We start from the raw sequence: 25,926 nt of genomic DNA, 5'->3' as shown, positions 1-25,926 counted from the left end.
ACGCTCTTCCCTAAAGTAAAATCTCTTCTCCCTACAAATAAAAAGTAGCTCTTCCATTTTATTTTTCAAGAAGAACTAAAAACCAACATTAGGCCGGTTTCCGCAATAGCTGCAATCTATCGATTTAGAATGTTGGAAGCGGCCAAAATTTATATTTATAGGATATTTGATTCCCAATGAAAAACTTCTCCCTTCCCACTTTTCATATCTGTCTTATTTTACTCGTCTTACTTGACCCAAGCAGGGTTATTGCTTCGCCGACTCACATGATCGTTTTTGGTGATAGCCTGTCTGATACTGGAAACATGTTCAGTTTGAGCAGTGGTGCGCTTCCGCCGAGTCCCCCCTATGCAGCGGGAAAATTTTCAAACGGTCTTAATTGGGTGGATCAAGTTGCCGCGGACTATGCTCTTGGGGTACCTAACAATGTCTATTCGAGCGGTGCATTAGCCGGAGGAGTCGACAACCTCGCCATAGGCGGGGCTTATACGGGGCCTTGGCTGCTTGATTTCCCTAGTCTGGGTACTACACTATCAAGCCGCAATAGTAATGACAGCCTTGCGGGCGCACCTGTATTTCCTGGTCTACAAGGTGAAGCGCTGTCGGGCGCCGTGCTTTCCCAAGTTGAACTCTTTAATCTACTGAGTGGTGGCACGGCACCAAGCGATGCAAGGTATACGATTTGGGCAGGGGCAAATGACTTGATATTCGCTCCTAAGTTTTTTAGCCCCGCTGGTGATACTTTGACTTCCTCGGACGTGGCGGCATCCGCGGTGACCAATATCCGTATGACTATTGAAGATCTTGCGGCGATGGGCGCCGAAGAATTTCTTATTCTAAACTTACCCGATCTCGGGAGTACTCCATTTGGGATTCTATCGGGGCGAGCAGCCGAACTGGCTGCGGGGACGGATCTCTTTAACACTGGACTGGAGAAGATGATCGCAGACGTGTCTGCCATCCCTGGAATTGAGATCACGCTGCTCGATATCCACACGATGTTCAGCGATTTGCTGACGGCGGCCATAGCGGATCCTGCCGCTACAGGCTTTCCCGATGCAGGGGCACTAACCTCGTTGGGGGTTCCTCCCGGGTTTGCATTCTGTATCGACCAGACGACATTGAGGAATTTCTGTACCCCTGGGGACGATCCGAATGATCGTATTTTTTGGGATCTGGTCCACCCGACCGCGCGAACCTACAGTCTGATCGCTGATGCCGTGGTAAAGACTGATATCCCAGAACCTACTACCTTATTACTATTTGGGTTCGGTCTAGTAGGATTAGGATTCATAAGACTAGGCAGATTTAAACCCAGGCTTTAAACGTTTGGCGAAATTTGATCGCAGTTTCCTTCGGGAATGCCAAGCTGGCCCAGCTGCTGTAGCTTGGGCCAGCTTTACCAGTCCGGTGATACACGGCATCGGTTACGGCGGCGGCTGACAACACCCTACAAAAAGCCGCTTACCATTAATCCACGGCGATGATGATAAACCTAATGACTCAATGCTAAAGATTAGAAGATTTATGAACTTTACAGCTTATCTATGATCTAATTTTGGATTAGGAACCATGAGTATAGAGGGCAAGTTTCTTATTTTTCAATCGGATATTTCTTTAAAACTCAAAAGAAAATCCTAAATGAAAAGTCAACATAATATCATTATAGCATTATATTCCATGCCCTATCCTCTACCAAACGTTACACTCTTTCACGGGTAGAGAAAAGCGGTTCTATTGCTTATTACAATCTGGTGCTATCTCTCAAGAACACCTTAAGGCAATATGGCGGATAAATGCAGGCGGTGCGGAGAAGAAAGGACCCCTTGGCTACGAAGGTGTTCTGAGGGCGTAGGCAATATCCTATAAATTCAAGCCCCTCTATTTTTATTGAGATCTCTCCGGGATTGTTACCAAAAACGGAATATATCAATAAACGGGTGCTAGTGTGGCCTAGATCAACTCTGTATTTCTAGCTCCTAACGGTGTGGAGGATCGCGCTCATATCACCTCAAAGAGGAGAAGTACAACCATGACACATTGCACTAACTTTAAAAGCAGGCATATTACTGCTTTTACAGCGGAGGGCTAGCCATAGGGGACAGGAGCCCCAGATCTCAATTTATTTAACCATAATAAATGGTAATAGTTTTTAAAAAACATCGTGTATTAGCAAATATAGGAGAATAGGTCCATGGATTTTGAAGTGAGACAAGAGGAGCTGAAAAGGCTTATTCTCAAAGGCAAGGCGCAAGGTTTGCTGACTGAGGAAGAGCTACAAGAATACATTATACAGGAAGTAGAGGACAGTGATGAGGCCGAAACCATGGCCAATCTTTTTCATCACCAGGGTCTCGATGAGTTTGATGAAACCCTAGATTCCACGTTATTGCTTAAGCATGGAGCAGAGGAGGAAATAGCCGAGGCAGTTCCGTCTTTGGAAGGAGAAGGCACCGGAACAGTTAGTGATATGGTCTATGCCTACATGCGGGAGATGGGCTCCCATGCCCTCCTTACCCGCGAGGAAGAAATCACGCTAGCCAAGGCGATTGAGACAGGCCTAAACCAAAGCACCGAAGCATTAGGTGGCTGCCCTGCGGCCGTGGCCGAACTGCTACGTTGGACCGACGAAGTGGCCGCAGGCAAGGGCCGTTTAAAAGACTGGCTAACTGGCTTTACTGAAGCAGAAATAGAAGAAACGGGGATAAGGGATGAAAAAGAATCAAATTTGGAAGAAACGAACAAACATATATCCCGAGTCTGCGCTCTCTATAGCAAACTGGAAACAACGTTAACCCAAGAAGGGATAGCAAGCCCTCGGGCACGGGAGCTGCGAAGTAAACTTGCTCAAGAATTTCGGTTCCTTCGCCTTATTCCGTCCAGAATCAAACAGCTGACTCAATTAGTGCAAACCTGGATAAGCAAAGCGCAAACCCAGGAGCACATCATAAGGAACTGCTGTATCCACCAGGGCGGCATGTCCCAAGAGGACTCTTGGCAAGTTTTATCCAGCAACACCACCCATCCCCAGTGGCTGGACAATCTTTTAGCCCACAGCGGGATAGACCGGCAACGGTTGCAGGCTCAAGCCAAAACGATTCGGGCAGCTCAAGCAGTACTGCTTCAGGTAGAAGCCGAGGCGGGACTGCCCTTGGCCGAGCTCAAGGTAATTCACCAACGCTTGGTCCAGAGCCAATTTCAAGCGCAGCGGGCTAAAGCACAAATGGTGGAGGCCAATCTACGCTTGGTGGTCTCGGTAGCGAAGAAGTATCGCAATCGGGGATTGACCTTTCTGGATTTGATCCAAGAGGGGAATATCGGCCTGATGAAAGCAGTGGATAAATTCGATTACCACCGGGGCTATAAATTTTCTACCTATGCCCATTGGTGGATCCGGCAGGCAATCACGCGGGCTATTGACGATCAGTCCCGAACCATCCGCATTCCGGTCCATGTGATGGAGAAACTCAGCAAACTCAACCGGGCTTCCTACCAACTCCGGCAGGAAAAAGGTCGCGAAGGCCGTCCTGAGGAATTGGCCGAGCGTCTCGACTTATCCGAGCAACAGATCCATCGTATGCACGAGATCGCTAAACAGCCCATCTCCTTGGAAACCCCTCTAGGTAAAGATGAGGACTCGCAATTAGGTGAACTTATGGAAGACGAGCAAGTCCCAAATCCCATGGAGGTTGCTATCACAGCCGGACTGCAGACCGGGGCCCAGCGGTTGCTCGCAGCACTTTCTCCCCGGGAGGCCCAAGTGGTTGCCATGCGCTTTGGGATCGGCATGGACACGGATCATACTCTAGGGGAAGTGGCCCGGCAGTTTGATTTGAGCCGGGAACGAATCCGGCAAATCGAGGCTCAAGCCTTGGGTAAACTGCGCCGCTTGGGACACTCCAAAGCCCTACGTAATTTTCTTGAGGACTAGGAAAAGAAGTATATTCAGAGCAGGGTGTATACTTCCCTGCTCCTCTCTTGGAGCTTTATCAAGGCTGATGTTAGCTTTGTTCCTGTAAATTGTATTCGTCTGATAAATTCACGTTTCCCGATAATCCTCGGCAAAGGACTAGCCCTGGCCTCGGGATTTTTACCGCTCCATATGCTTTAACTCCGATTTCTACCGACCCTCAAGCGCCGCGAGCAAGAAAATCATAACGCCAATTTGGCGATGAGCCAATCTCTAACCGATCTGGGTATACTTAGTAGTTCTAAGTAATAAAATAGAATCACTAGTGCTTTACTTTGCTGCTGTGGCAAGGTAATATTTCTCCTGTACTTCAAAGAACTTCAGGAGAACATCTATGAACGCATACATACTTAGAGCTAAGCCTCATGGTAAAAACCGTGAAAACGAGTTTCTTAATGGCCGAATCAGTATAGGATGGCCTTGCGAAGCGAGTTTCGAAGGCAAAGAAAGGGAGGATATATCTACCATTCTTAGAAGCGCATACCCAGACATAACTGCAATATCTATATCTATGGTCGATTTGTTTGTGAATATGCCAGTTGGCTCAATCATCTTAACGCCTTCCCTGCAAGACAAGTCTCTCATTCACCTATTTAGAACGAGTAGTCCATACCAGTATAATCGTTCAACTGACACAGATGAAGAAGGCAACCCTCATTATGTAGAGGTGGAGCACTTAAAAACAGAGCCCAGACATAATCTACCTAAAGCTGTTTTGCGTTCCCTTTCAGGGGCAAGAAAAACTCTTTCAAGAATTTCACAACACTACGATCTTCTTGATGACTTCATTAACATCGGCTTCGAAGCTGGCGTCGAGGCAAACTCTAAGTCGCCCAGTAGTCGCACAGAAGCTATAAACGTACTTCATGAGCTACTGAGTAGTAACAGTGAAAGTATTCGCTTGCAAGCGGCAGTCGCAATTATTGAATATGAAATAGTGAAAAACTAACAAAGCGCTGCACCTGTTGCTGTTTCGGCGGCGAGGGAGGAGAATGACACGATTTTTACATGGCGGAATAACAGCAGCCATGTTTTAGGCATGTGCTTGCATGATGATAGCCTCACTATCATAGCCGCGATCAGCCAGTCAATAATCAGCACTCAATCCTTCAATCAAACGGCCAGCCAGCGTACAATCGGCTCGAGTAGCTTTTGTGATAATAATTCTGACCGGCATATCCAACGCATCCACGGCCCAATGTATTTTCGTGTTGAGCCCCCCTTTGTGCGGCTCATATCCTGATTTCCTCCTTTTGCGCCTGCCGCGTGAGGGTGAACTTTGCAATGACTGATATCCATCATCAGCCCTTCATAATCCGGCTCGTCAATGAGGGTTTCCAACAGCTTCTCCCAGATTTCCTTATCGCGCCAACGGATAAAACGGCGGTGGGTATTACCCGCCATAATCAGGTGGTAAATCACGCCACGGCGCGCCCGTACGCATGATCCAAAAAACGGAGTTCATAAATAGGCGATTGTCTTTGGCGATTCCGCCCCAACTGCCCTTGCGACCGGGAAGGTGCGCCTCGAGCAATGCCCATGTCTTGTCTGATATATCGTCTCTGCGATGTGAGTAAGGCATGTGCGAGCCTTTCGTAACATACACAATCGCATGCTTTTTACTTCGTGACTACACTATTTAGTTCGGCAATTACAACTTCGTTTCATAACCTCAATGCCATCTTTTTCTTAAACAAAAAACTTAGGAGACTCATTTTTCTCCTTGAACACTTAACGTCCGGCATCAGCTGCGCAAGATACGCTCAGCTAGCACTATATCCCTCTGCATACTATTAATTTAATTAGTCCGAAAGATAGTAAACAACTGTTGAAACCACCCTCACTTTTTTAATATGAGGATTGTTCTTATCTCTGGCACTAATACTAAATTGCCCTTGAGAGGCGAATTTAATCTTTCCTAAAGTACTTTTAGAATCGGCGGCAAATTTCTCTGCAACTTCACGGGCATTCCTTGTCGCCTCTTCGATCATTTCAGGCTTCACCTGATTTAGGCGTGTAAAAATATATTCAGTTTGTGATTGATAATTACCGCCAGTAAATACAATTCCCTGCTTTCCTAAGTCAGACATACTTCCCATAACATCTCGCACCACATGAATGTTTTCGGAATAAACGGTTACTGTTTGGGAGGCGGTATATCTGAATTCAGATTTAGCTTGATTACCATACTGTTGCGCTGACTTATCCGTGATCGCAGGCAATGAATATGATATTTCACCGGCATTAACGCCAGCGCTTTCAAGAAACGATTTTATCTTTTCCGTGTTTGCATCTATGGATCTATACATCTCTTCGAGATCATTACTTGCGGTACTAAACTGGATGGGCCAGATTACGATATCTGCACTATATTCTCTTTCCGATAGTCCTTTTATAGTAACTGCTCGCTCGTACTGCTTAAATCTAATGGCGGCATCACCAAGAAGATAGCCGAGAGAAGATAAGGCTATAATTAGACAAACGCCAAGAACGATTGCATTGCTTTTATTTGATTCCATCATTAATACCTCCTTATCGGGGAATTGACTGGTGGGTTCTCCTGCATACATAGGCGCTGGCGTCTGATGATGCAGGGGGTTCTGCCAGTCGAACGGTTGTTCGCGACGCGGGCAGCCGTTTGGCGCAGTCAACTCCCCGATTCGCGCCGCTGCGCGGCGCGAACGCCGAAGCTAACCGGCGCCGACGAAGGAGGCGTCCGAGTTGAGCACCGAGTTAGGTGCGTGATTTCCAATAACCCGGCCGCTGCCTAAGATGCAGGACCGCGATGACCTCTATGCGCTCATTACTAACGCAGTATATGACACCATAGGGAAAGCGCAGTATCCGACACTTCCTTACTTCCCCTTCGATGCGACGATAGATCAATGGATTTCTCCTTATTCGGGAAATCGTGTCGTTCAACGCTTCCAGAAAGCGTACCTCAAAATTAGACTGCTGCTCTTTATCAAATGCAGCCGCCTCATCAGCCTCTGCAAACGCTTCCGGATGAAACCAACAGGGTTTCATGAATATTTCTTCTGAAGCTGGACCAAGGCGTTTTCTGCTGATATGAGCTGTACTTTTCCTTCATCTATTTCACGACAGCGTTTCTGAATTTCCTTCATCCACTCATCTGAAATCAGAAAGTCTTCTTCATAATCTAGACTTTCTAACAGTATAGTTATTTCATTTAATTATGGGACATGTTATGCTTTAGCATGACTTATTCACTTGATTTGAGAGAGGCCGCGCTCTCGTACATAAAAAACGGCGGCAGTAAGGTTGAAGCATCCCGTCTTTTCGGTTTTTCCCGCTCTACTCTATACAGATGGCTTGATATGGAAGATTTAACCCCGAAAATTCATGGTTCGAGAGATCGCAAGATTGATAAAGAGGCTTTAAAGAAACATGTTAAGGACCATCCCGATATGTTCTTGCATGAGCGTGCTGAGATTTTTGGCGTTGCTGTGAGCGGAATGCACTATGCGCTCAAGCGCTTGGGCATCGTAAAAAAAAGAGCGCGGGTATAGCGAGCGCTGTACTATGAAAAGGCAGGAGTATTTGGAAAAGCTCCGCGCCGAGCATCGCATGAGGGGCTTTAAGAACCTGATTTACATTGATGAGACTGGCTTTGATGCGCCTTGCTATAGAGATATGGGCTGGGTAACAAAGGGGCAAAAAATTCTTGGTCTTGTGAGCGGAAAACGCAAGCGCAGAACCAATCTGATCATGGCGCAACGTCACAATGCATCGGGACGTCAGAAAAAATGGCTGGCTCCCATCCTTTTTGAAGGCTCATGTACAGCAGCTCTTGTGGAAACATGGATTGAGCGATGCCTGATGAAAAAGCTGGATGAACCCACCATCATCGTCATGGATAACGCCAGCTTCCACAAGCATAAACGTATTCAGAAGTTCGTGGCGCCGGCTTATCACATGGTCATACCATTGCCGCCTTACTCGCCAGACTTTAACCCCATAGAAAAAACATTCGGCGCCATGAAAAAAAGGAGAAAATCCATCCCTCAAAACACAACAATCGACCAACTTATATTGTCTTATAATTCAATGAAATGACTATAATATTTTTCCAGCTAGGGCGAAAAAATAGATCAAATTTTTATGACTGTGAAGAAAAATTAGCCATGTTATAAACCTCGCCTATAGGTTATTGTCCTATTCAATTTTTTATTATTTTATATTTTCACTGTTTAGCCCATGAGTATTGAAATTCCTTCTGATCTTCATCTTAAGCTACGCAACCTCGTAGCAGACGATCTCCTTCAACTTGAGGAGTTGATGGAAAAAGTCTATGCGGATATCGGCGGCACCATGACCTGTCATCATTACCTTCAAATTTCCTAGATTTGTTACGCGCATGTCATTTAGCTGTGCCACAATTTCTTCAATATGTTGCTCATCAAGCTCCGGCAGCCTTTCTCTTAGAGTTTGAATGGGAGAACCCATCATCCCTGGATTGGGGTTAGGTTCTTGTGAAAAAGCTTTTAACACTCGTATATGATCTGGTGATATTTGCTCAAATGTACGGAGTAAACAAAGTTGGTCATCGTATGGCTCAGGGGATTCTATAGCATCAGTTAAAAATGCTTTATATAAATGCCTTTTCTCTTCGTTTCGTTCTTCTCCCACTCTTTTCAAGGTTTGCTCCAACAAGTCTTCGAACTCTTCCGTTTTTACATAGCTTTCTGACGCTTCAGACTTAAACTCCTTAAGGTCATTTGATAATGACTCTAAAACCTCTCGTACTCTTCCAAGTTTTCTTCCCAAGGACATTCCACCCAATACATTGCTCACGGGACCGCCAATCCATGGAACAGCACTGCCAACAAACGACGCCACGTCTAGAGCCGTCTCGGTTCCTGTAGATGCTTTAACTAACTCATCTTTATCTTCAGACACTATATTTTTCCCTTGAAGGCATAATCGGGGAGTTGACTGGCAGGTTCTCCTGCATACATAGGCGCACGGCGTCTGATTATGCAGGGGGTTCTGCCAGTCGAACGGTTGTTCGCGACGCGTAGCGGCGCGAACAATTTATTCTCAAGTAAATACGCCCTGATAAATTGATATTACCCAATAAATTAGGGGTTTTTGCCAGGATAAGTTCCTATTTAGGTAAATTTGCCCTAATAACTTGATATTAACTTAAAAATAGGGCAAATACGCCTACATATTTTTTTAGAAGTTAGCATAAATGCTAGTTAAAAGATGCCAAGGAAAAACACCCCTACTTGGCTGGAAGAAGTTCGCCGGATTATGCGCTTAAAGCATTATTCCCTCCATACGGAGAGAACTTATAGCGATTGGATTAAACAGTTTGTTAGGTTTCATCAACTGACAGAGAAAGATGCGTTGTTTGTTGAAAGCGAGGTAAAGGTTGAGCCTTTATTTAAGCGGGTTGGCAATAGAGCAGAATGTAGTGATTGCCGCCCAACAAAAAAGTCAGTGGCCACACTTTTAGGCATAGTTTCGCAACGCACTTGTTGCAGCGGGGTACAGATATTCGAACGATCAAGCCTTGCTTGGACATCGTAATTTAGAAACGACGATGATTTATACCCATGTTTTAAATCAGGGCGATCATGGGGTGACAAGTCCATTGGACGACTTGGAGGGATAATCCTCTTCCCTCTCTTTTTCCTGCCTCCATAGCGACCACCTCACAAACCCTTCCTCCCCATCTCATTCTTCAATCATCGAACCTCTCTACCCTAACTTTTATGCTTTCGTTTTCTAAGCTGTCCCACCCTCATGATCAGCAAGGCCGTCAGGATCAGCCATCCAATAGGATAGTGGATCAAACTCATAAAAAAGGCTCCCAGCATTAATAGCAGTAAAACACTCAATAGCAAGAGATACCGATCCATGCTTCCAACTCCTTAATAATTATAAATATATTTTATACAATCCTATACGCCTCATTGAACTCCACCCTAAAAGGGTGTCTAATAATGTTTCACATACTGTATGTATATAGCCTATTTAAATTTCGGTAAGTTTGCTTAATGAGTCATCGGGATAGCCTACACCGCTTCTTATTTGAAGAAGCCAAAATCAGGGGCGAGTTGGTGCAACTCGACGCTAGCTGGCAAGCCGTGCTTGCCTGCCATGATTACCCTGCCGTTGTACAGTCCCAACTCGGTCAGGCGTTAGCGGCTACGATTTTGCTCTCAGCTACCATCAAATTTAAAGGCTCCCTTATCCTCCAGACGCAAAGCGAAGGCCCTCTACAGACCCTCGTGGCGCAAGCTACCCATCACAGAACCTTGCGTGGATTAGCCCGTTGGGATGGCGACGTTCCTCATGGATCATTAGCGGAAACTTACGGCTCCGGCCGGCTGGTACTCACTATCCAAACAGAAGGAAAAAGCCCTTATCAAGGCATCGTTTCCCTAGAAGGCGTGAATCTGGCGGAAGCACTGCAAACCTATTTTTACCGCTCGGAACAACTTCAAACTCGCCTTTGGCTGGTTGCGGATGGGCAGCAGGCAGTGGGATTGTTCCTCCAGGAACTCCCTTCTCAACAAGGGCACAAGGCTGATTGGGAGCGTATCGCGCTGCTAGCAAGCACGGTAACGACCCAAGAAATGTTATCCTTATCCAGCACGGAGCTGCTCTACCGCCTCTTCAATGAAGAGCAGGTTCGTTTGTTTGAGCCAGAGTTGGTCTCTTTTCGTTGCGGCTGTTCCCGGGAGCGGATCGAACAAACCCTGGCGGCCTTAGGACGAGAGGAGGTAGAATCCATCTTGAAAGAGCAAGGCATGATTGAGGTAGATTGTGAGTTTTGCAACCGCCATTACCATTTCGATCGGGTGGATATGGAACAACTATTTACCGAACAGATAAAAGCCCCAGCGCCCTCTACGCGACATTAAGTCATGGCGATATTACAACCGGCTTTTCCACCGCCTTTGCGGGAATCAAAACCTGTTTCCAAGCTAGCCCTTATTACCCTTGATCTAGATGAAACCGTCTGGCCCAGCGAAGGCGTGCTAAAAAAGGCCGAGGAAGTTCAGTTTAAGTGGCTTCAACAGCAAGCCCCATACCTGACAGCCAAGCACGATCTGGAGAGCCTGCGGAGCCATAGACGATTTATTCGAGAACGGTATACCGAGATTGCGCACGATCTAACGGCCGTGCGCATCGCTTCCCTGCGCTTGCTGCTTGAGGAGTCTGGCCATTCACCAGACTTGGCGGAAGAGGCCATCGCTGTTTTTCTTCAAGCCCGCAACTGGGTCACCCCCTACCCCGATGTTCCGCCCATCCTTGAAAAGCTAGCACGCACTTACCACCTTACCTCGCTCACGAATGGCAATGCCGATATTCAATATACACCGTTAAAAGCTCATTTCCATTTTTCTCTAACCCCTGCTATAGCGGGAGCCGCCAAACCTGCCCCGGACATATTTCATCAAGCGTTGGAACAGGCAGGTGTTGAGCCTCATCAGGCCGTCCATGTAGGCGATCATCCAGAATGCGACATTATTGCCGCCCAACAAGTAGGCATGCGCGCAGTCTGGATTAACCGGCTAGAAACCCCCTGGCCGGCCGGCTTGCCGCCCCCGGAAGCCACCGTCAAAGACTTCCACGAGTTTGAACAGTGGCTTTTGCGGGAAGCCAAAATGTGGAAGTCATCCGCGGACTTGTCTTAATTTTAACCTCTAGGAGAGACGCTTTCCTCCCCCGGCCGCAGCCGGGGGTTGCCGGCGCGAAGAAACTATGAATAATACCGCTATCCTCAATCCCAAAACCTGTTCTTCAACCCATCCGGCATTCGATAAAATACGCAGCCAACAGATTGATTCTCTTAATCTTACTGTTGAAGAATATCGCCACCGAAAGACCGGCGCAAAACATTTCCATCTCGCCACAGATAATCCAGAAAATGTATTCTTGGTGGCTTTCCCCACGGTCCCCATGGATTCCACGGGGGTGGCCCATATCCTGGAGCATACTGCCCTGTGCGGGAGCAGAAACTATCCGGTGCGCGACCCTTTCTTTATGATGCTGCGGCGCTCTCTCAATACTTTCATGAATGCCTTTACTAGCGCCGACTGGACAGCCTATCCCTTTGCCAGCAAAAATAAAAAGGATTTCAGCAACCTACTAGGCATTTACCTGGACGCCGCCTTTTTCGCCCGCCTCGATCCCTTGGACTTTGCCCAGGAGGGGCATCGGGTAGAGTTTGAAAACCCCGCTGATCCGGAGTCTGAGCTCGTATTTAAAGGTGTGGTATTCAATGAAATGAAGGGGGCCATGAGTTCGCCGGTGGCGACCCTTTGGCAAACCCTCTCCAGCCATCTGTTCCCCACGACGACCTATCACTACAACAGTGGGGGCGATCCAGAACACATTCCCGATCTCAGTCACGAGCAACTCAAGAGTTTCTACCAAACCCATTATCATCCCTCCAATGCGGTGTTCATGACCTTTGGCGACATCCCAGCCCAGGAACACCACCAGGCGTTCGAATCTCAAGCTCTCTCCGAGTTTGATCGGCTTGAGATGAAGCTTAGCGTGGGGGACGAAAAACGCTACTCCGCGCCACTGCAAGTAGAAGAAAGCTATACCCTGGAGGCCGAAGACACAGCCCATAAAACCCACATCGTACTGGGCTGGTTGCTCGGCCGCAGCACCGACCTGGAGGAGCAACTTAAGGCCCACCTGCTCTCCGGCGTATTGCTGGATAATAGCGCCTCCCCCTTGCGCCATGCCCTAGAAACTTGCGGCCTGGGTGCTGCCCCTTCTCCCCTGTGCGGCTTGGAGGACAGCAACCGGGAGATGAGTTTTATCTGCGGCCTCGAGGGAACTCAGCCAGAGCATGCCGAGGCGCTTGAACAGCGGGTACTAACAGTCCTGCGAGAAGTGGCCGAACAAGGCGTTCCCCAGGAACAAGTTGAAGCCGTGCTGCACCAATTGGAACTGCATCAACGGGAAGTCGGTGGTGATGGCATGCCCTACGGCCTTCAACTGATACTTGAGGGACTACCCAGCGCTATCCACCAGGGCGATCCCGTAGCGCTGCTCAATCTCGATCCCGTCTTGGAAAAGCTGCGCCAGGAGATCGAAGATCCTAATTTTATTAAAAATTTGGTACGGGAGAATCTTCTTGATAACCCCCATCGGGTACGCTTGACTCTCAAGCCTGATCCTAGCCTCGGCGTTCGCCGCGCTAAAGCGGAAAAAGCCCGTCTCGCGGCCTTAAAGGCAGCCATGGACGAGGAGCAAAAAGCAGCCGTGGTAAAACTGGCCGCCGAGCTTGCAGCCCGCCAACAACAGCCAGATGATCTGGAACTTCTACCTAAGGTGGGGATCGAAGACATTCCCGCTACCCTTTCTATTCCCCAAGGTACGCCGGAAACGGTTGGTAGCTTACCGGCCACCTTTTTTGCCCAGGGTACGAATGGCTTGGCATATCAACAGATTGTCATCGATATGCCCCACCTGGAAGATGACCTGCTGGAGGTATTACCCCATTATACTGCCTGTCTTACGGAACTGGGTGTCAGTCACTTGGATTACCGCCAAACCCAGGCTTGGCAAGATAGCGTCAGTGGTGGCATCAATGCCAGCACCACCCTGCGCGGCCAGATAGACAATGTCCAGCAGGTGAATGGCCATTTTGTCTTGTCCGGTAAAGCCCTCGCCGCTAACCATAAGCAGCTCGCCGAGCTCCTGCAAACGACACTGCAGGAAGTACGATTCGATGAACTGGACCACCTCCGGGAAGTAATCGCCCAGCGCCGGGCCGAATGGGAGGATCAGATCACCGGTAGTGGCCATGCCCTCGCCATGGCGGCGGCGGCCAGTGGGATGAGTCCAACCGCCGCCCTGAGCCATCGCCTGAGCGGGTTGGCAGGCATTGCTTTGCTGCAACAACTGGATGAAAGTCTCAACAGTGAAATCGCTCGCCAAGCGCTAGCTGATAAATTCCGCCGCATCCACGAACGCCTCCTCGCTGCCCCCCGCCAGTGGCTGCTCATCGGCGAACAAGAATATCGCTCAGAATTTTTAGCGGCTTTGAGTCAATACGGATCTTCCAGTGCAGAAACCAAAACGAAGTTTACCCCTTTACATCTACCCGAGGTGCGCGCTTCTGTGGGCCAAGCCTGGACCACGAGCACGCAAGTCAATTTCTGCGCTAAGGCCTATCCCACTGTGCCCATTGGCCATTCCGATGCGGCAGCCCTTACGGTACTGGGAGGATTTCTTCGCAATAACTATCTTCACCGGGCCATTCGTGAACAGGGTGGCGCCTATGGCGGTGGCGCCGGGCAAGATTCCGACAGCGCGGCTTTTCGATTTTTTTCCTACCGGGACCCACGCCTCGCCGAAACCTTGAAAGATTTTGACCGATCCGTGCAATGGTTGTTGGAAAACGATCATGAATGGCACCTTGTAGAAGAAGCGATTCTTGGGGTCATCAGCGCCATCGACAAACCCAAATCGCCTTCTGGTGAGGCCAAGAGCGCCTTCTATAACAGCCTTTACGGCCGTACCCCTGAACAGCGCCGCCGCTTCCGGAGCCAAATACTGAAAGTGCGCCTTGAAGACCTTCAACGGGTGGCTGAAAACTACCTCAAGCCTGAAAAGGCCAGCATTGCCGTACTTACCAATACCACCCAGCTTGAACAACTGACTGGGCTGGAGCTAGACACCTATAAAGTATGACAAGGGCTAGAACTGAGCAGCCATGAAGGTAGGTTTTATCGGCTTGGGCGCCATGGGCCTTCCCATGGCTCGGAACCTGGCAAAAGCAGGCTTTCTTAAGGCTATCTGGAACAGGACTCCGGCAACGGCGAAAGCGCTGGCTCAAGAATTAAAGATAGCCCGCGCCCGCGAACCAGCGGAATTGGCCGGGGCGACGGAGACAATATTCATGTGCGTCTCCGCCGACCAGGATGTGCTTGCCCTGGTTGAAGCCCTCGCCTCGGGCCTTACCCCCGGCAAAATAGTGGTGGATTTTTCCACGGTAAGCTGGGAAACTGCTCGCCGCGCCGCCGCCATCGTCCACGGCAAAGGCGCCGAGTTTCTGGACTCACCGGTCTCGGGGGGCGTAGAGGGCGCCCGTAACGGCACTTTGGCGATAATGGTGGGAGGTCCTGGGGCAACTCTCGCAAAAATCCGGCCAGCGCTCGAAACCCTGGCGAGCCGTATCATGCATATGGGCGAAGTCGGCGCTGGCCAAGCTACCAAGGCAGTGAATCAGATCATGGCGGCGGGCATCAACCAAGCGGTCGCCGAAGCCCTGGCCTTTGGCAAAGCCCAAGGTTTAGACATGGAAAAAGTAATTGCCGTGGTCTCCAGGGGCGCGGCTAGCAACTGGTTTCTAGAAAAACGCGGCAAGACTATGACCCAGGGCATATTTGCTCCTGGTTTTAAAATTTCCCTGCACCATAAGGACCTTCGCATTTGCCAGGCCATGGCGGAGCAGCTTGGCTTCCCCCTGCCCGTTACCACCATGACTCTTGCCGATTATCAGCGCCTGCTGGAACAAGGCTTCGGCGATGAGGACATCTCCGCCTTGTACCGCCTCAAGCGGCCCGATTAAGCACTAGGGAGCAAAAAATGACCTCCTGGAAGACGCTAATTAAAAAGCACGTTGATTTCGTGCTGATGGTTATCCTGGGTTCGATCTTCTTTCTTGTTCCCACCCTGGACTTGACAGTCAGCGGCTGGTTCTATCAACTACCCCTCGGCTTCTTCCTGGCGAGAGAAACACTCTTCGTTTTTCTCTACGAACTTGTTCCCGTCATAGTCGACCTGCTTAAAGTTGCCCTCCCCCTTATTATCTTGCTCAGCTTCAGTCCATTGCAACGTTATCTTATAGCCCACAGAAAACCCGCGGTTTATCTTGCCCTGGTGCTGCTGCTTGGGCCTGGATTACTGGTAAACGAGGTATTCAAAAACCACTGGGATCGAGCGCGCCCCAAGCAGATCGTCGAGTTTGGCGGGGATAAAACCTTCACTGCGGCAGGCGTACCAAGCGATCAGTGTGAACATAATTGCTCCTTCGTCTGCGGTCATGCTTCCATGGGTTTTTATTTCTTGAGCTTTGGCTATCTCTTTCCAAGGCAACGCCGGAGATGGCTGGGAATCGGGATCGGTTTGGGTGGTCTCATCGGGTTAGCGCGCATTGCCCAGGGCGCCCACTTTATGAGCGATGTGGTATTCTCTTTCTTTGCCGTATATTTCACCGCCAAACTGGTATATGCCTTAATGGGAAATAAAGGGAGGGCCATCCAGAGCTAAAGACAAAGGCACCGCCTTTTGTTAAACTCTCACCCCCTTAAAGGCAGTATAAAAGCGCATAGCTGCCTTAAAAATTTTCTTGGGAAGGACACAATCATCGTGGCTAAATTTCTTATCAGCACAGGCGCCTTCATCGCTGCCTTGGGTATTGCTTTCGGCGCTTTCGGCGCCCATGGACTACGGACCAAACTTGAGCCCCGCATGCTGGAAGTCTGGCAAACCGGTGTTGAATACCACATGTATCATGCCTTGGGCCTCATTTTAATTGGCATGATTTCCCATTGGCTAGGAAGCAGCGCCTTAATCAAATGGTCGGGAGGCTTGATGCTTGCGGGTATCCTCCTTTTCTCTGGCAGTCTCTATGTATTGGCGCTCACGGGAACAGGCTGGCTAGGCGCTATTGCCCCTTTAGGGGGAAGCAGCTTCATTATTGCCTGGATATTGCTTGCGGTGGCCCTGTTGCGCACCAGTTAAAATATCAGGAATTAACTAACTAGTATTAGCTATTCCCTTTTACCTCTATACCGAAACTCTTTTACGAACAGTTTCGTATTTATAATCTCTTGTTGAACCAACAACGGAACAGATCTGTCCGAAAGCACAGGAATACAACAAGGAGGAAGGCTTTCCATGTTTAAAATTCACCCAAAAATAGAAATACCGGCTGCCGAGGAGGCGCTGCCAGGCCGGGCGGAAAAAATGCCAGTCCCACAACAGCATTATGTCAACGGTCACCCCCTCATGCCCCCTTTCCCCGAAGGAATGGAACAAGCTCTCTTCGGGATGGGCTGCTTTTGGGGCGCGGAACGCAAATTTTGGCAAACGGAAGGTGTTTACACCAGCGCGGTAGGGTATGCGGGCGGCCATACGCCCAATCCTACTTATGAGCAAGTCTGCACGGGCATGACTGGGCATGCCGAGGCGGTATGGGTAGTGTACGATCCCAAAGTCATCAGCTATCCATCTTTGCTTAAAATTTTTTGGGAGTCCCATGATCCGACCCAGGGCATGCGTCAAGGAAATGATGCAGGCACTCAATACCGCTCCGCTATCTATACCTATAACAATGCCCAAGAAACAGCGGCCGAAGACTCACGAAAAAGTTATGAAAAAAGGCTTCGGGAAGCGGGTTACCCTCCCATCACGACGGAAATTAGCCCGGCGCCGGAATTCTATTATGCGGAATCCTATCATCAGCAATATTTAGCCAAGAACCCAGGAGGATATTGCGGGCTCGGCGGAACCGGGATCGCCTGCCCGGCCCCGCTAGAGATTTAAACGAAAGTAAGTCAACCCTGCTGTATGCCTGGCACTTAAATAACATCTCAATCAGGGCCTGCTGAACCGCGCTATTTGAAAGATGAAATTAACAGCAGCGGCCAATTTTGCCGTTACCGCCGTACCGCGCTTCTTGCCGCTCCCGAAAGAATTCATCATAAGTCATTACCGGCTGATCCGGGTGAACCTCCCGCATATGCGTAAGATAAGCGCCGTAGTCAGGCATACCGACCATTAACCGCATACTCTGTCCGAGATAATGACTGAGTTGGTTGATTTTATTTAACATGGCTGAACCCATCCGTGCTAGACAGCCCATCAATGGGCAATATTTCAAAGGGCGCCTCTTGGGCGGTGGGGCTGCGTGTAGCACGTGCGAGCAGAATCGTTTTGATGCCGAATACACACATACTGATAACGACCAGCATAAATAGGCTAGCGAGCGCCGCATCCAAATAGTCGTTAAAAATTACTTGCCGCATTTGCTCTATCGACCGGGCTGGCGCGAGTAATTTGCCCTCAGCAAGCGCGACCTTGTAGGTATTGGCATGGGCCAGGAATCCGATACGCGGATTAGCGTGAAATATCTTTTGCCAACCAGCCGTCAGTGTGCAGATTAAAATCCACGCCGTGGGCACGAGAGTAACCCAGGTAAAACGATCACGCTTCATCTTAAACAAGACACAGGTGGCGAGAATTAGGGCAATACCAGCCAGCATCTGATTGGAAATTCCAAATAGCGGCCATAAGGTATTAATTCCACCTAGCGGATCAACCACACCTTGGTAGAGAAAATAGCCCCAGCCAGCGACGCAAAGAGCCGTGGCGATAAGACCGGCAGCAATCGAATCGGTGCGCTTCATGGGCGGGATGAAAGCGCCAAGCAAGTCCTGTAGCATAAAACGTCCAGCACGGGTACCCGCATCAACCGCAGTCAGGATGAAAAGCGCCTCAAACAGAATTGCGAAGTGATACCAAAACGCCATCATCATCTTACCACCGATAAATTCCGACAGAATATGCGCCATGCCGACCGCCAAAGTCGGCGCGCCGCCGGCGCGGGAAATAATAGTATGCTCGCCTACATCCTGCGCGGTTTGAGTCAACATCTCGGGGGTAATATAAAAACCCCATTGGGAAATGGCTTGCGCAGCCGATTCCGCAGTACTGCCAATCAGGGCGGCCGGGCTGTTCATTGCAAAATATATCCCCGGCTCAATGATGGAAGCGGCCACCAAAGCCATGATAGCGACGAAGGATTCCATCAACATGGCGCCGTAGCCGATAAAGCGGGCATGACTCTCATTGCTGATCATCTTGGGGGTGGTACCCGAAGCGATAAGAGCATGAAAACCGGATACCGCGCCACAAGCAATGGTGATAAACAGGAAGGGGAATAAGCTCCCGGACCAAACCGGGCCAGAGCCATCCACAAATTGCGTAAAGGCCGGCATTTTAAGCTCTGGGGAAATGAAGATAATACCGATAGCTAAACCGGTAATAGTACCAATTTTTAGAAAAGTGGATAAATAATCCCGCGGCGCCAGCAATAGCCAGACCGGTAATATTGAAGCCACAAAGCCGTAACCGATCAGCATCCATGTCAACTGCTCGCCGGATAAGGTGAACAGGGAAGCCAGGGTGGGAATTTCCTGCACGTACTGTCCGCCTACTATCGCCATCATCAGCAAGGCAAAACCAAGTAGCGAGACCTCGCCGATACAGCCTGGGCGGAGATAACGGGTATAAACGCCCATCAATAAAGCAATGGGGATAGTAGCGGCAACGGTAAAGGCTCCCCAAGGTGACTCAGCAAGGGCTTTGACAACAATGAGCGCCAGCACCGCCAACAGAATCACCATGATAAAAAAGGTGCCAAATAAAGCAATCATACCTGGCACTTCTCCTAGCTCGGATTTGATAAGATCGCCCAACGAGCGACCATCGCGCCGCATCGAAATAAATAGCACGATAAAATCCTGCACCGCGCCAGCGAAGACAACCCCTGCTAAAAGCCACAATAAGCCCGGCATATAACCCATCTGCGCCGCCAATATCGGGCCGACCAAGGGACCGGCCCCGGCAATAGCGGCAAAGTGATGTCCAAACAAGACGTATTTATGAGTGGGCACATAATCCAGACCATCGTGGAATTTATGGGCGGGAGTTTTGCGTGCCGGGTCTAGCTCTAGTATACGATCGGCAATAAAGAGGCTGTAAAAACGGTAGGCGATTAAATAAATGCAAACCGCAGCAATTACAATCCAAATGGCGCCGATAGATTCACCACGTTGTAAGGCTATGATACCGAACGCCCACGCACCGATGAGAGCTAGTATGATCCAGGAAAGTTTATTGATAAAACGATACATTATTCTTCTCTGAAGTTGAAATGACTATGGTTATCCATTGAATTTGGAGATCATCAGCAAACTTGATTAAAACAGCGATAATCGACTCACTGCTCTGTAAGAGGATAATCAGCAACAGCACACTGATGATAAAAACAGCAATGCATAATATAAACAAAGTAATTTTGTTAAAGAGATTCATCATTACCTTCCTCCCCGGAAAAACTATTCCACCATCAATACAAGGTCTTCTTAAATAATTACCTTTGTCCTCCCTTGCCTGTTAGTTATGATGAGTATCCCTTAAAAATAACTCTCCGGCTATACCTAGTCGTAGGTATAAACATCTATTAAATAGTTGCGTACACTAACCATTGAAAAAATTATGGCCAGAAATAAAATCAAGATGGAAAATTATTTTGCTTGCAATCGTGCCGCTCATAACCGCGGCTTCCATCATTGCATATACGGTACGCCATCAAGCCATTGTGCTTGAGCAACAACAGCAAGAAATTATTAAAGAAACCTACCTTGCTAGCAAAGACTCAGAGTTAAAAAACTACATCGCGCTGGCAAGGCGTTCAATTGCCCATCTTTATGATTCAGGGCGAACAGATGCCGCTGCAATGGAGGAGGCTAAAACTATTTTAGCCAAGCTGGATTATGGTGAGGATGGCTATTTCTTTATCTATGACTATGAAGGCAATAGCCTTGTCCATGCGCGCCAGTGGAATCTGGTTGGAACCAATCAATGGGAAATAAGGGATACTAATGGCAAGTTAGTCATCCAGGATCTCATTAACCGTGCGCGACACGGAGGCGGGTTCGAAGACTATGTCTGGAAGAAGCCTTCCAGCCATAACGTTGAACCTAAAAGAGCCTATGTCATAGCGCTGCCCAAATGGGGATGGATGCTGGGCACGGGTGTTTACCTTGATGATATTGATCGGGCGTTGGAAAAAGTTAACTCCCAGGTTCGGGATAACATTAACGATACAACATTCTGGATAGTTTTTATCGCCTTCTTGGTAATCATCCTGATAATACTTTTAAGTCTAGCGATCAATATTAGAGCGGATACCCAACTCAAACTATTAGCCCAGCGGATCGTAAATGCCCAGGAAGAAGAACGCGCCAGGATAGCCAGAGACCTGCACGATGGCGTGATGAATATGCTAGCAGGTATAAAGTTCATGATTGAGGCCATCCTCATTAGATTATCAAATAATGATCAATCTACCTCCATCCACATGACGCTAGAAGATCTCCCCACAAAACTGAAAGATACCCTAGCCGAACTTCGCCGGATTGTGCGCGACCTGCACCCCATCGCTCTTGATCTTGGCCTAAAAGTAGCTATAGAGCAGCTTTCGCTTAACATGGAGGATGCTGACATAGCAGCCGAGTTCAGTACCCATGGCGAGGTGGATCAGGTATCCACCGAGGCTAAGATCGCCTTGTATCGAGTCGCGCAAGAAGCATTAAATAATGTTAAGCAATGTGCTCATTCAGAGCATGTATCCGTAAAACTGGAAGGTGATTCCAAACGCGTTAAGCTTACCATCGAAGATGATGGCGTCGGCTTCAATGTGAATCGCATCAAGCGCGATCCAGACCGCGGCTTTGGTATACGCAATATGCAAGAGCGAGTGGAAGCAATCGGTGGAAAATTAATTATCACTTCCTCCTCCCAGGGCACTACGGTAACCGCTACTATTCCCTGTCATTAATTATTTACCTCCTATGCACACCATGACACCTATTAAAATAATGCTTGTTGATGATGATCCTTGGGTACGCCGCGGCTTGCGCCCTATGCTGGACTCTGTATCCAGGCTTAAAGTCGTTGCCGAGGCCAGGGGGGCGGAAGAAGCTCTGCAGTATCTACGAAGCAACCCTGATATTAATGTAGCGATAGTAGATATCCAGATACACGGCGACACCAATGGCATTCAATTAACCAAACAGATTCGTACTGAATTCTCCCATGTGGCTGTTTTAATATTCACCAACGCGGATCAAGAAGAGTACGTCAGAGAAGCAACCCAAGCCGGCGCGCGTAACTATCTGTTGAAAGAAACCGACGGGCGAGAAATCGTGTCTGCAATTGAAAACCTCGTCGATAATCCGCCCGACGGTGTACCACCCCTACCACCCGATTCTCCACTTAGAAAGTTAACTTGCAGTGAGCGGGAAGTGCTATGGCTGATGGGTGATAGTCTATCGCACAAGAAAATCGCGCTGGTGCGTGGAACTGCTTTGAATAACATCAACAAAATAGCTACAAATATATGGCAAAAAATTGGACTTAAAAATGCACACCAACCATTCGAAAAGTTAAAGATTGCTATCCCATACAGAAAGAGTCATAACAATCCAGTTGAAATATTTCGTCTAGCAATAGCCATAAATTGGCATATGTTTAAAATTGGACTCCTAAAATTCCTAACTAGCAGAGCAGAAAATGTCAGAACCCATGGCAAGGTGGATAATGTATCTCCCGAGGCTAAAACGGCTTTGTTTCAAGTCGCGCAAGAGGCATTAAATAATGTTAAGCAACTTGTTCATAGGGGATATGTATCCGTAAAACTGGACAGCGAAGATTCCAAACGCGTTGAGCTTACCGTTGAGTATGAGGGTGATGAATTTAACGTAGCCCATAAAAAATCTGATCAAAACCGTGGTTTTAATATACGCAACATGCAAGCGCGCGTGGAAGCTATGGATGGAAAATTAACTATCACTTCCTCCTCCCAGGTCACTACGGTAACCGCTACTATTCCCCACCATCAGTGTGATCCTAAACAGGAGAAAGATGAATAGAAACAATGGCTATAAAGCTAATATTACCTCCAAATTTGCCGCGGCTTGCGCCCTATGTTGGAATCTGTATCCAGGCTTAAAGTCGTTACCGAAGCCAGTGGAGCGGAAGAAGCTTTGCAGTATCTACGAAGCAGGCCAGGCATTCATGTGGCGATAGTAGATCTCCAGATACACGGCGCCATGAATGGCATTCAATTAACCGAGCAAATTCGTAGCCAATTCCCCCATGTAATCGTGCTGATATTAAGCAACCAAGATAAGGAAGAATACATCAGAGAGGCAAAACAAGCCGGCGCGCATAGCTATCTGTGGAAGGAAACGCCTTGGCGAAAAATCGTATCTATAATTGAATACATCGTCGATAATCCACTTGGCGGTTTTATTCGCCTGGAATCTGAAGCTATACCGTCCCCACCTCCCGAAAAGTTATCTCCCAAGAAACGGGCGGTGCTACGGCTAATGGACGATGGCCAAAAGGCCACGGAAATGGCTTGGGTGCTTGGAACCAGCACGCTTACTGTCTCAGAACAGCGTAAACACATATGGCAAAAATTTGAACTTAAAAAATTATTCCAAAGAAGAAATACCGCTATCCAATATAAAAAGCATCATAACAAACCAGACAATAACGATGACTAACCACGGAACGGGTCATAGCTCAGCCGTTAATCTAGCAACGGAAAGTATTTTTAATACTAGCTAACGTTTTTAAGTCAACAAATATTTTTCTTCTGTCTCAAAAAATTCTATAGTCTATAGTCGTGATCCGCGAAATACATAGCGGGCCTGATAGCCGCGCACCCATAGGCAAGAGTTGTAAAAATAAGCTTTCTTTAAATAACGTAACTCTAAACAATAAACTTAAAAAGCGAAAAATATAAATGTTCAAAATAAGAATTTACCTGGGAGCTTGTATCTTTTTTAGTCTTATTCTAAGTACAACCATCGCTACTGAACAATCCCTGGAAAAAAAAGGACCTTCAGCCTCTAAGAATGAAGCGTTATCGCGGTTGATGGAGAAGCTACTGCGGGAGAAATCGCCGCTGCCTTTAAATTTGAATATTAATCACGATACTTCCACGGGCAACGAGGCTACTGTTAAAAGCACGGAACACACTGATTCAAGAGCGGACACCCCTTCCTCCCAAGCCCCTCAGTTACCGCCAGCGATTGCGGTAGGAGTCATCGTCCGCTTTAAATCCCCTGAAATCCAGGCCCTGGCTCGGGACAATCTCCCGCCCCCGCCAGAAATGGTAGCCGAGCTGGAAGCTGCCTTGGGAGAAAAACTCATATTTGAGCGGGCAACGGTTAATGAAGCTTATGTCTTTAGTTTTTTAGCGCCTAAAGAAGGGAAGGAAGCCATTGACGCCTTTCTCCAGCCCGCCAGGGAACTTCCCAGCATTGACTGGATTGAAGCAAACCAGCGCGTGCAAATGCAGTCCTCATCGGTACGAGCACAGCCGTCGATAGCACAAGCCCAGTCTTTTTCCAACGATCCTAATTTTGGCGATCAGTGGAATATGATGAGTGAATCTGAGGGCGTTATCGGAGGAATCGATGCGGTTCACGCGTGGGACATCACTCACGGCTCCCCTGATACCATCGTAGCGGTGGTGGATACAGGCGTTTTATCCCACCCGGAGTTTGCCGACCGCCTGCTGCCGGGATATGACTTTGTTTCCAATCCCTTCCACGCCAATGATGGGGATGGGCGTGATAGCGATGCGTCAGATCCTGGAGATTGGGTTAATAAAGGCGAATGCAGTAGGAATCACGATGAACCTAGTTCTTGGCATGGCACCCATGTAGCAGGAATTATTGCTGCTAGCGGTGACGATGGCTATGGTATTGCTGGAGTAAACTGGAAAACCCGTATTCTGCCCGTGCGGGTACTTGGGACATGTAATGGAACTGATGGCGATATTATAGAGGGGATGATGTGGGCAGCTGGTCTTCCCGTACCCGGTGTTCCCGATAATCCTAACCCCGCCCAAGTAATTAATTTAAGCGTAGGCGGCCCAGGGCTTTCCTGCCCATTCTCGTATAGCCAAGCTATTGATAAAATAGTAAGCCGAGGAGTGTCGATCATAGTTGCCGCCGGCAATAAAGGATTTAGGGAGGACAATAGCAACGCCCTCTATTCCGTTCCAGCTAACTGTTTCGACGTTTTTGTCGTAGTCGCCACTAACCCCTCAGGAGAGCCAGCCGGTTACACATATAAGCAGCCTTTTTATAATATTAGTACTGCTATTTCCGCGCCCGGTGGAGATATGGGGGAATGGATCGAGGGCATAGGATATACCCATAAGGAGGATGGAATTCTTTCCACGATCGGTCTAGGCGCTAAAGAACCCCAAGGTTATGACTATCAGTGGTATCACGGCACGAGTATGGCGGCTCCCCATGTGTCCGGAATCGCCTCCTTAGTGCTTGCGGTAAATCCAAATTTATCGGGAATAGAACTTTATCCCCTACTACGCTTTGCTAGCAGGCCATTTAGCGAAGGAGGTAGCTGTGATGATTATGGTACCTCCATGTGTGGCAGCGGCATAGCCGATGCCTATCGCTCCGTGGAATTTGCCGAGGTTCTAAAAAATTATCGTTTAGTTTATGAATTTTCAAACGTTATATCTGACCATTACATGTTAACAGCTTCGAAAGAGGACGTGGCACTCTTATACCAGGGTGGAGAGGGGCTGGAAGGTTGGTACAACACCAGAAAATACTCCTATGCCTGGTCCGGACCGGAAGAAGGCGCGGTACCTGTTTGCAGGTTTTACACTTTGGGGGCGAATTCCCATTTCTATACAGCAAACGCAGAGGACTGCGCTTATCTTAAAACGCTCAACCCAGATAACATCTATGCTGATGATAAATGGACCTATGAGGATATTGCCTTCTATGCCAAGTTGCCAACTAATGGTATTTGTCCTGCCGACTCTGCCCCCATCTATCGGGTCTATAATAATCGCTGGATGTACAATGATTCTAATCATCGTTTTGTTAGCTCGGATTCGATGCGCCGGGTTATGCTTGATAAAGGCTGGGTGGACGAAGGAGTAGCTTTTTGCGCTGCTTTTGTGCAGGATAGTTTGACCTTCCTAGACTAGAGATTTTGAAGTACTTGAGAACGGGATGACACGATAGGATAGACTGAAAATTTCAGTATTCGCATCTAATTGGAGCACGCTCGTAGATAATTTCCATGAGCGTGCTCCAACATTCCTAGCG

22 protein-coding genes and 3 pseudogenes are annotated in these 25,926 nt (G+C 48.3%); 18 read left to right on the top strand and 7 right to left on the bottom strand.

Translation table 11 applies throughout. The annotated features are described in order from the left end of the window. The first annotated feature begins 176 nt into the window (after positions 1–176). The 3 genes from NWAT_RS05095 to NWAT_RS05085 all read left to right on the top strand — a co-directional run bounded on the left by NWAT_RS05095 (position 177) and on the right by NWAT_RS05085 (position 4,919). Positions 177–1,325 (top strand): SGNH/GDSL hydrolase family protein, encoded by a 1,149-nt coding sequence (locus tag NWAT_RS05095; RefSeq protein ID WP_013220076.1) that lies wholly within the window; start codon positions 177–179, stop codon positions 1,323–1,325. A gap of 869 nt (positions 1,326–2,194) precedes the next feature. Then, on the top strand, positions 2,195–3,931 hold the full coding sequence (gene rpoD, locus NWAT_RS05090; protein ID WP_013220075.1) for an RNA polymerase sigma factor RpoD: 1,737 nt from the start codon (positions 2,195–2,197) through the stop codon (positions 3,929–3,931). A gap of 373 nt (positions 3,932–4,304) precedes the next feature. Further along, positions 4,305–4,919, top strand: coding sequence for a hypothetical protein (locus NWAT_RS05085; protein WP_013220074.1), 615 nt, complete (start codon positions 4,305–4,307; stop codon positions 4,917–4,919). Between the two features lie 87 nt (positions 4,920–5,006). Here NWAT_RS05085 and NWAT_RS05080 read toward each other — a convergent pair. The 4 genes and pseudogenes from NWAT_RS05080 to NWAT_RS05065 all read right to left on the bottom strand — a co-directional run. After that, positions 5,007–5,552 (bottom strand): annotated as a pseudogene (locus NWAT_RS05080) (IS5 family transposase); the annotation flags it as partial. 220 nt (positions 5,553–5,772) lie between these two features. Then, positions 5,773–6,492 carry an SIMPL domain-containing protein gene (locus NWAT_RS05075; protein ID WP_013220073.1) on the bottom strand — a complete coding sequence of 240 codons (720 nt, stop codon included), beginning with the start codon at positions 6,490–6,492 and terminating at the stop codon, positions 5,773–5,775. A gap of 211 nt (positions 6,493–6,703) precedes the next feature. Further along, positions 6,704–6,997: a type II toxin-antitoxin system RelE/ParE family toxin gene (locus NWAT_RS05070; protein ID WP_013219163.1), complete on the bottom strand. Its 294-nt coding sequence runs from the start codon at positions 6,995–6,997 to the stop codon at positions 6,704–6,706. After that, entirely contained in the window at positions 6,994–7,146 is a 153-nt protein-coding gene (locus NWAT_RS05065) for an addiction module protein (RefSeq protein WP_269724279.1), read from the bottom strand. Before NWAT_RS05065 ends, NWAT_RS05070 begins: the two co-directional genes overlap by 4 nt. Before the next feature lie 42 nt (positions 7,147–7,188). Here NWAT_RS05065 and NWAT_RS16950 point away from each other — a divergent pair, with 42 nt between their 5' ends. After that, positions 7,189–7,500: an IS630 transposase-related protein gene (locus NWAT_RS16950; protein WP_013220071.1), complete on the top strand. Its 312-nt coding sequence runs from the start codon at positions 7,189–7,191 to the stop codon at positions 7,498–7,500. 13 nt (positions 7,501–7,513) lie between these two features. Next, positions 7,514–8,047 carry a transposase gene (locus tag NWAT_RS05055; protein WP_013219491.1) on the top strand — a complete coding sequence of 178 codons (534 nt, stop codon included), beginning with the start codon at positions 7,514–7,516 and terminating at the stop codon, positions 8,045–8,047. A gap of 177 nt (positions 8,048–8,224) precedes the next feature. Here NWAT_RS05055 and NWAT_RS05050 read toward each other — a convergent pair whose 3' ends face one another. Further along, positions 8,225–8,890 (bottom strand): hypothetical protein, encoded by a 666-nt coding sequence (locus NWAT_RS05050; protein WP_013220070.1) that lies wholly within the window; start codon positions 8,888–8,890, stop codon positions 8,225–8,227. Positions 8,891–9,199: 309 nt separating this feature from the next. On the opposite strand from NWAT_RS05050, the pseudogene NWAT_RS17970 reads away from it, so the two are divergent. The 9 genes and pseudogenes from NWAT_RS17970 to msrA all read left to right on the top strand — a co-directional run. Beyond that, positions 9,200–9,277, top strand: a pseudogene (locus NWAT_RS17970) (integrase); the annotation flags it as partial. A gap of 149 nt (positions 9,278–9,426) precedes the next feature. Next, positions 9,427–9,611, top strand: a pseudogene (locus NWAT_RS17280) (tyrosine-type recombinase/integrase); the annotation flags it as partial. A gap of 385 nt (positions 9,612–9,996) precedes the next feature. Next, entirely contained in the window at positions 9,997–10,866 is an 870-nt protein-coding gene (gene hslO, locus NWAT_RS05045; RefSeq protein ID WP_013220067.1) for an Hsp33 family molecular chaperone HslO, read from the top strand. 3 nt (positions 10,867–10,869) lie between these two features. Further along, the gene (locus NWAT_RS05040) at positions 10,870–11,643 is read left to right on the top strand and encodes an HAD family hydrolase (RefSeq protein ID WP_013220066.1); all 774 of its coding nucleotides are present in this window, start codon (positions 10,870–10,872) and stop codon (positions 11,641–11,643) included. A gap of 67 nt (positions 11,644–11,710) precedes the next feature. After that, positions 11,711–14,662 (top strand): insulinase family protein, encoded by a 2,952-nt coding sequence (locus NWAT_RS05035; protein WP_013220065.1) that lies wholly within the window; start codon positions 11,711–11,713, stop codon positions 14,660–14,662. A 22-nt stretch (positions 14,663–14,684) separates the two neighbouring features. Further along, positions 14,685–15,542, top strand: coding sequence for an NAD(P)-dependent oxidoreductase (locus tag NWAT_RS05030; RefSeq protein WP_013220064.1), 858 nt, complete (start codon positions 14,685–14,687; stop codon positions 15,540–15,542). Positions 15,543–15,559: 17 nt separating this feature from the next. Next, positions 15,560–16,243, top strand: a complete 684-nt coding sequence (locus tag NWAT_RS05025) for a phosphatase PAP2 family protein (RefSeq protein WP_013220063.1) — start codon at positions 15,560–15,562, stop codon at positions 16,241–16,243. A gap of 99 nt (positions 16,244–16,342) precedes the next feature. Continuing rightward, positions 16,343–16,717, top strand: a complete 375-nt coding sequence (locus NWAT_RS05020) for a DUF423 domain-containing protein (RefSeq protein WP_013220062.1) — start codon at positions 16,343–16,345, stop codon at positions 16,715–16,717. A 156-nt stretch (positions 16,718–16,873) separates the two neighbouring features. Continuing rightward, the gene (msrA, locus tag NWAT_RS05015; protein ID WP_013220061.1) at positions 16,874–17,521 is read left to right on the top strand and encodes a peptide-methionine (S)-S-oxide reductase MsrA; all 648 of its coding nucleotides are present in this window, start codon (positions 16,874–16,876) and stop codon (positions 17,519–17,521) included. An 88-nt stretch (positions 17,522–17,609) separates the two neighbouring features. Here the strand turns inward: msrA and NWAT_RS05010 are convergent, their stop codons facing one another. Next, a complete protein-coding gene (locus NWAT_RS05010) occupies positions 17,610–17,810 on the bottom strand; it encodes a YbdD/YjiX family protein (protein ID WP_013220060.1) in 201 nt (66 codons plus the stop codon). After that, positions 17,800–19,893, bottom strand: a complete 2,094-nt coding sequence (locus NWAT_RS05005; RefSeq protein ID WP_013220059.1) for a carbon starvation CstA family protein — start codon at positions 19,891–19,893, stop codon at positions 17,800–17,802. The genes NWAT_RS05010 and NWAT_RS05005 overlap by 11 nt, the downstream gene beginning before the upstream one ends. 398 nt (positions 19,894–20,291) lie before the next feature. On the opposite strand from NWAT_RS05005, the gene NWAT_RS04995 reads away from it, so the two are divergent. The 4 genes from NWAT_RS04995 to NWAT_RS15590 all read left to right on the top strand — a co-directional run bounded on the left by NWAT_RS04995 (position 20,292) and on the right by NWAT_RS15590 (position 25,805). Continuing rightward, positions 20,292–21,602 carry a cache domain-containing protein gene (locus NWAT_RS04995; RefSeq protein WP_198342179.1) on the top strand — a complete coding sequence of 437 codons (1,311 nt, stop codon included), beginning with the start codon at positions 20,292–20,294 and terminating at the stop codon, positions 21,600–21,602. 22 nt (positions 21,603–21,624) lie between these two features. Then, on the top strand, positions 21,625–22,695 hold the full coding sequence (locus NWAT_RS15595; RefSeq protein WP_198342178.1) for a response regulator: 1,071 nt from the start codon (positions 21,625–21,627) through the stop codon (positions 22,693–22,695). A 45-nt stretch (positions 22,696–22,740) separates the two neighbouring features. Continuing rightward, positions 22,741–23,334 carry a response regulator transcription factor gene (locus tag NWAT_RS04985; protein ID WP_269724273.1) on the top strand — a complete coding sequence of 198 codons (594 nt, stop codon included), beginning with the start codon at positions 22,741–22,743 and terminating at the stop codon, positions 23,332–23,334. A 242-nt stretch (positions 23,335–23,576) separates the two neighbouring features. Next, on the top strand, positions 23,577–25,805 hold the full coding sequence (locus NWAT_RS15590) for a S8 family serine peptidase (RefSeq protein WP_013220054.1): 2,229 nt from the start codon (positions 23,577–23,579) through the stop codon (positions 25,803–25,805). Positions 25,806–25,926 lie beyond the last annotated feature (121 nt).

The organism is Nitrosococcus watsonii C-113 (genome assembly GCF_000143085.1).
GTDB classification, from domain to species: domain Bacteria; phylum Pseudomonadota; class Gammaproteobacteria; order Nitrosococcales; family Nitrosococcaceae; genus Nitrosococcus; species Nitrosococcus watsonii.
The sequence above is the reverse complement of the archived record's forward strand: the minus strand, read 5'-3'. Positions and strand labels throughout refer to the sequence as shown.

Bases quoted from the DNA above. Each gene is read 5' to 3' on its own strand.
- rpoD (WP_013220075.1), top strand. From the start codon at position 2,195: ATGGATTTTGAAGTGAGACAAGAGGAGCTGAAAAGGCTTATTCTCAAA.
- NWAT_RS05040 (WP_013220066.1), top strand. From the start codon at position 10,870: ATGGCGATATTACAACCGGCTTTTCCACCGCCTTTGCGGGAATCAAAA.
- NWAT_RS05075 (WP_013220073.1), bottom strand. From the start codon at position 6,492: ATGATGGAATCAAATAAAAGCAATGCAATCGTTCTTGGCGTTTGTCTA.
- hslO (WP_013220067.1), top strand. From the start codon at position 9,997: ATGAGTCATCGGGATAGCCTACACCGCTTCTTATTTGAAGAAGCCAAA.
- NWAT_RS15595 (WP_198342178.1), top strand. From the start codon at position 21,625: ATGACACCTATTAAAATAATGCTTGTTGATGATGATCCTTGGGTACGC.
- NWAT_RS05010 (WP_013220060.1), bottom strand. From the start codon at position 17,810: ATGTTAAATAAAATCAACCAACTCAGTCATTATCTCGGACAGAGTATG.
- NWAT_RS05025 (WP_013220063.1), top strand. From the start codon at position 15,560: ATGACCTCCTGGAAGACGCTAATTAAAAAGCACGTTGATTTCGTGCTG.
- NWAT_RS16950 (WP_013220071.1), top strand. From the start codon at position 7,189: ATGACTTATTCACTTGATTTGAGAGAGGCCGCGCTCTCGTACATAAAA.
- NWAT_RS05005 (WP_013220059.1), bottom strand. From the start codon at position 19,893: ATGTATCGTTTTATCAATAAACTTTCCTGGATCATACTAGCTCTCATC.
- NWAT_RS05030 (WP_013220064.1), top strand. From the start codon at position 14,685: ATGAAGGTAGGTTTTATCGGCTTGGGCGCCATGGGCCTTCCCATGGCT.
- msrA (WP_013220061.1), top strand. From the start codon at position 16,874: ATGTTTAAAATTCACCCAAAAATAGAAATACCGGCTGCCGAGGAGGCG.
- NWAT_RS05095 (WP_013220076.1), top strand. From the start codon at position 177: ATGAAAAACTTCTCCCTTCCCACTTTTCATATCTGTCTTATTTTACTC.
- NWAT_RS05035 (WP_013220065.1), top strand. From the start codon at position 11,711: ATGAATAATACCGCTATCCTCAATCCCAAAACCTGTTCTTCAACCCAT.
- NWAT_RS05055 (WP_013219491.1), top strand. From the start codon at position 7,514: ATGAAAAGGCAGGAGTATTTGGAAAAGCTCCGCGCCGAGCATCGCATG.
- NWAT_RS15590 (WP_013220054.1), top strand. From the start codon at position 23,577: ATGTTCAAAATAAGAATTTACCTGGGAGCTTGTATCTTTTTTAGTCTT.
- NWAT_RS05085 (WP_013220074.1), top strand. From the start codon at position 4,305: ATGAACGCATACATACTTAGAGCTAAGCCTCATGGTAAAAACCGTGAA.
- NWAT_RS05070 (WP_013219163.1), bottom strand. From the start codon at position 6,997: ATGAAACCCTGTTGGTTTCATCCGGAAGCGTTTGCAGAGGCTGATGAG.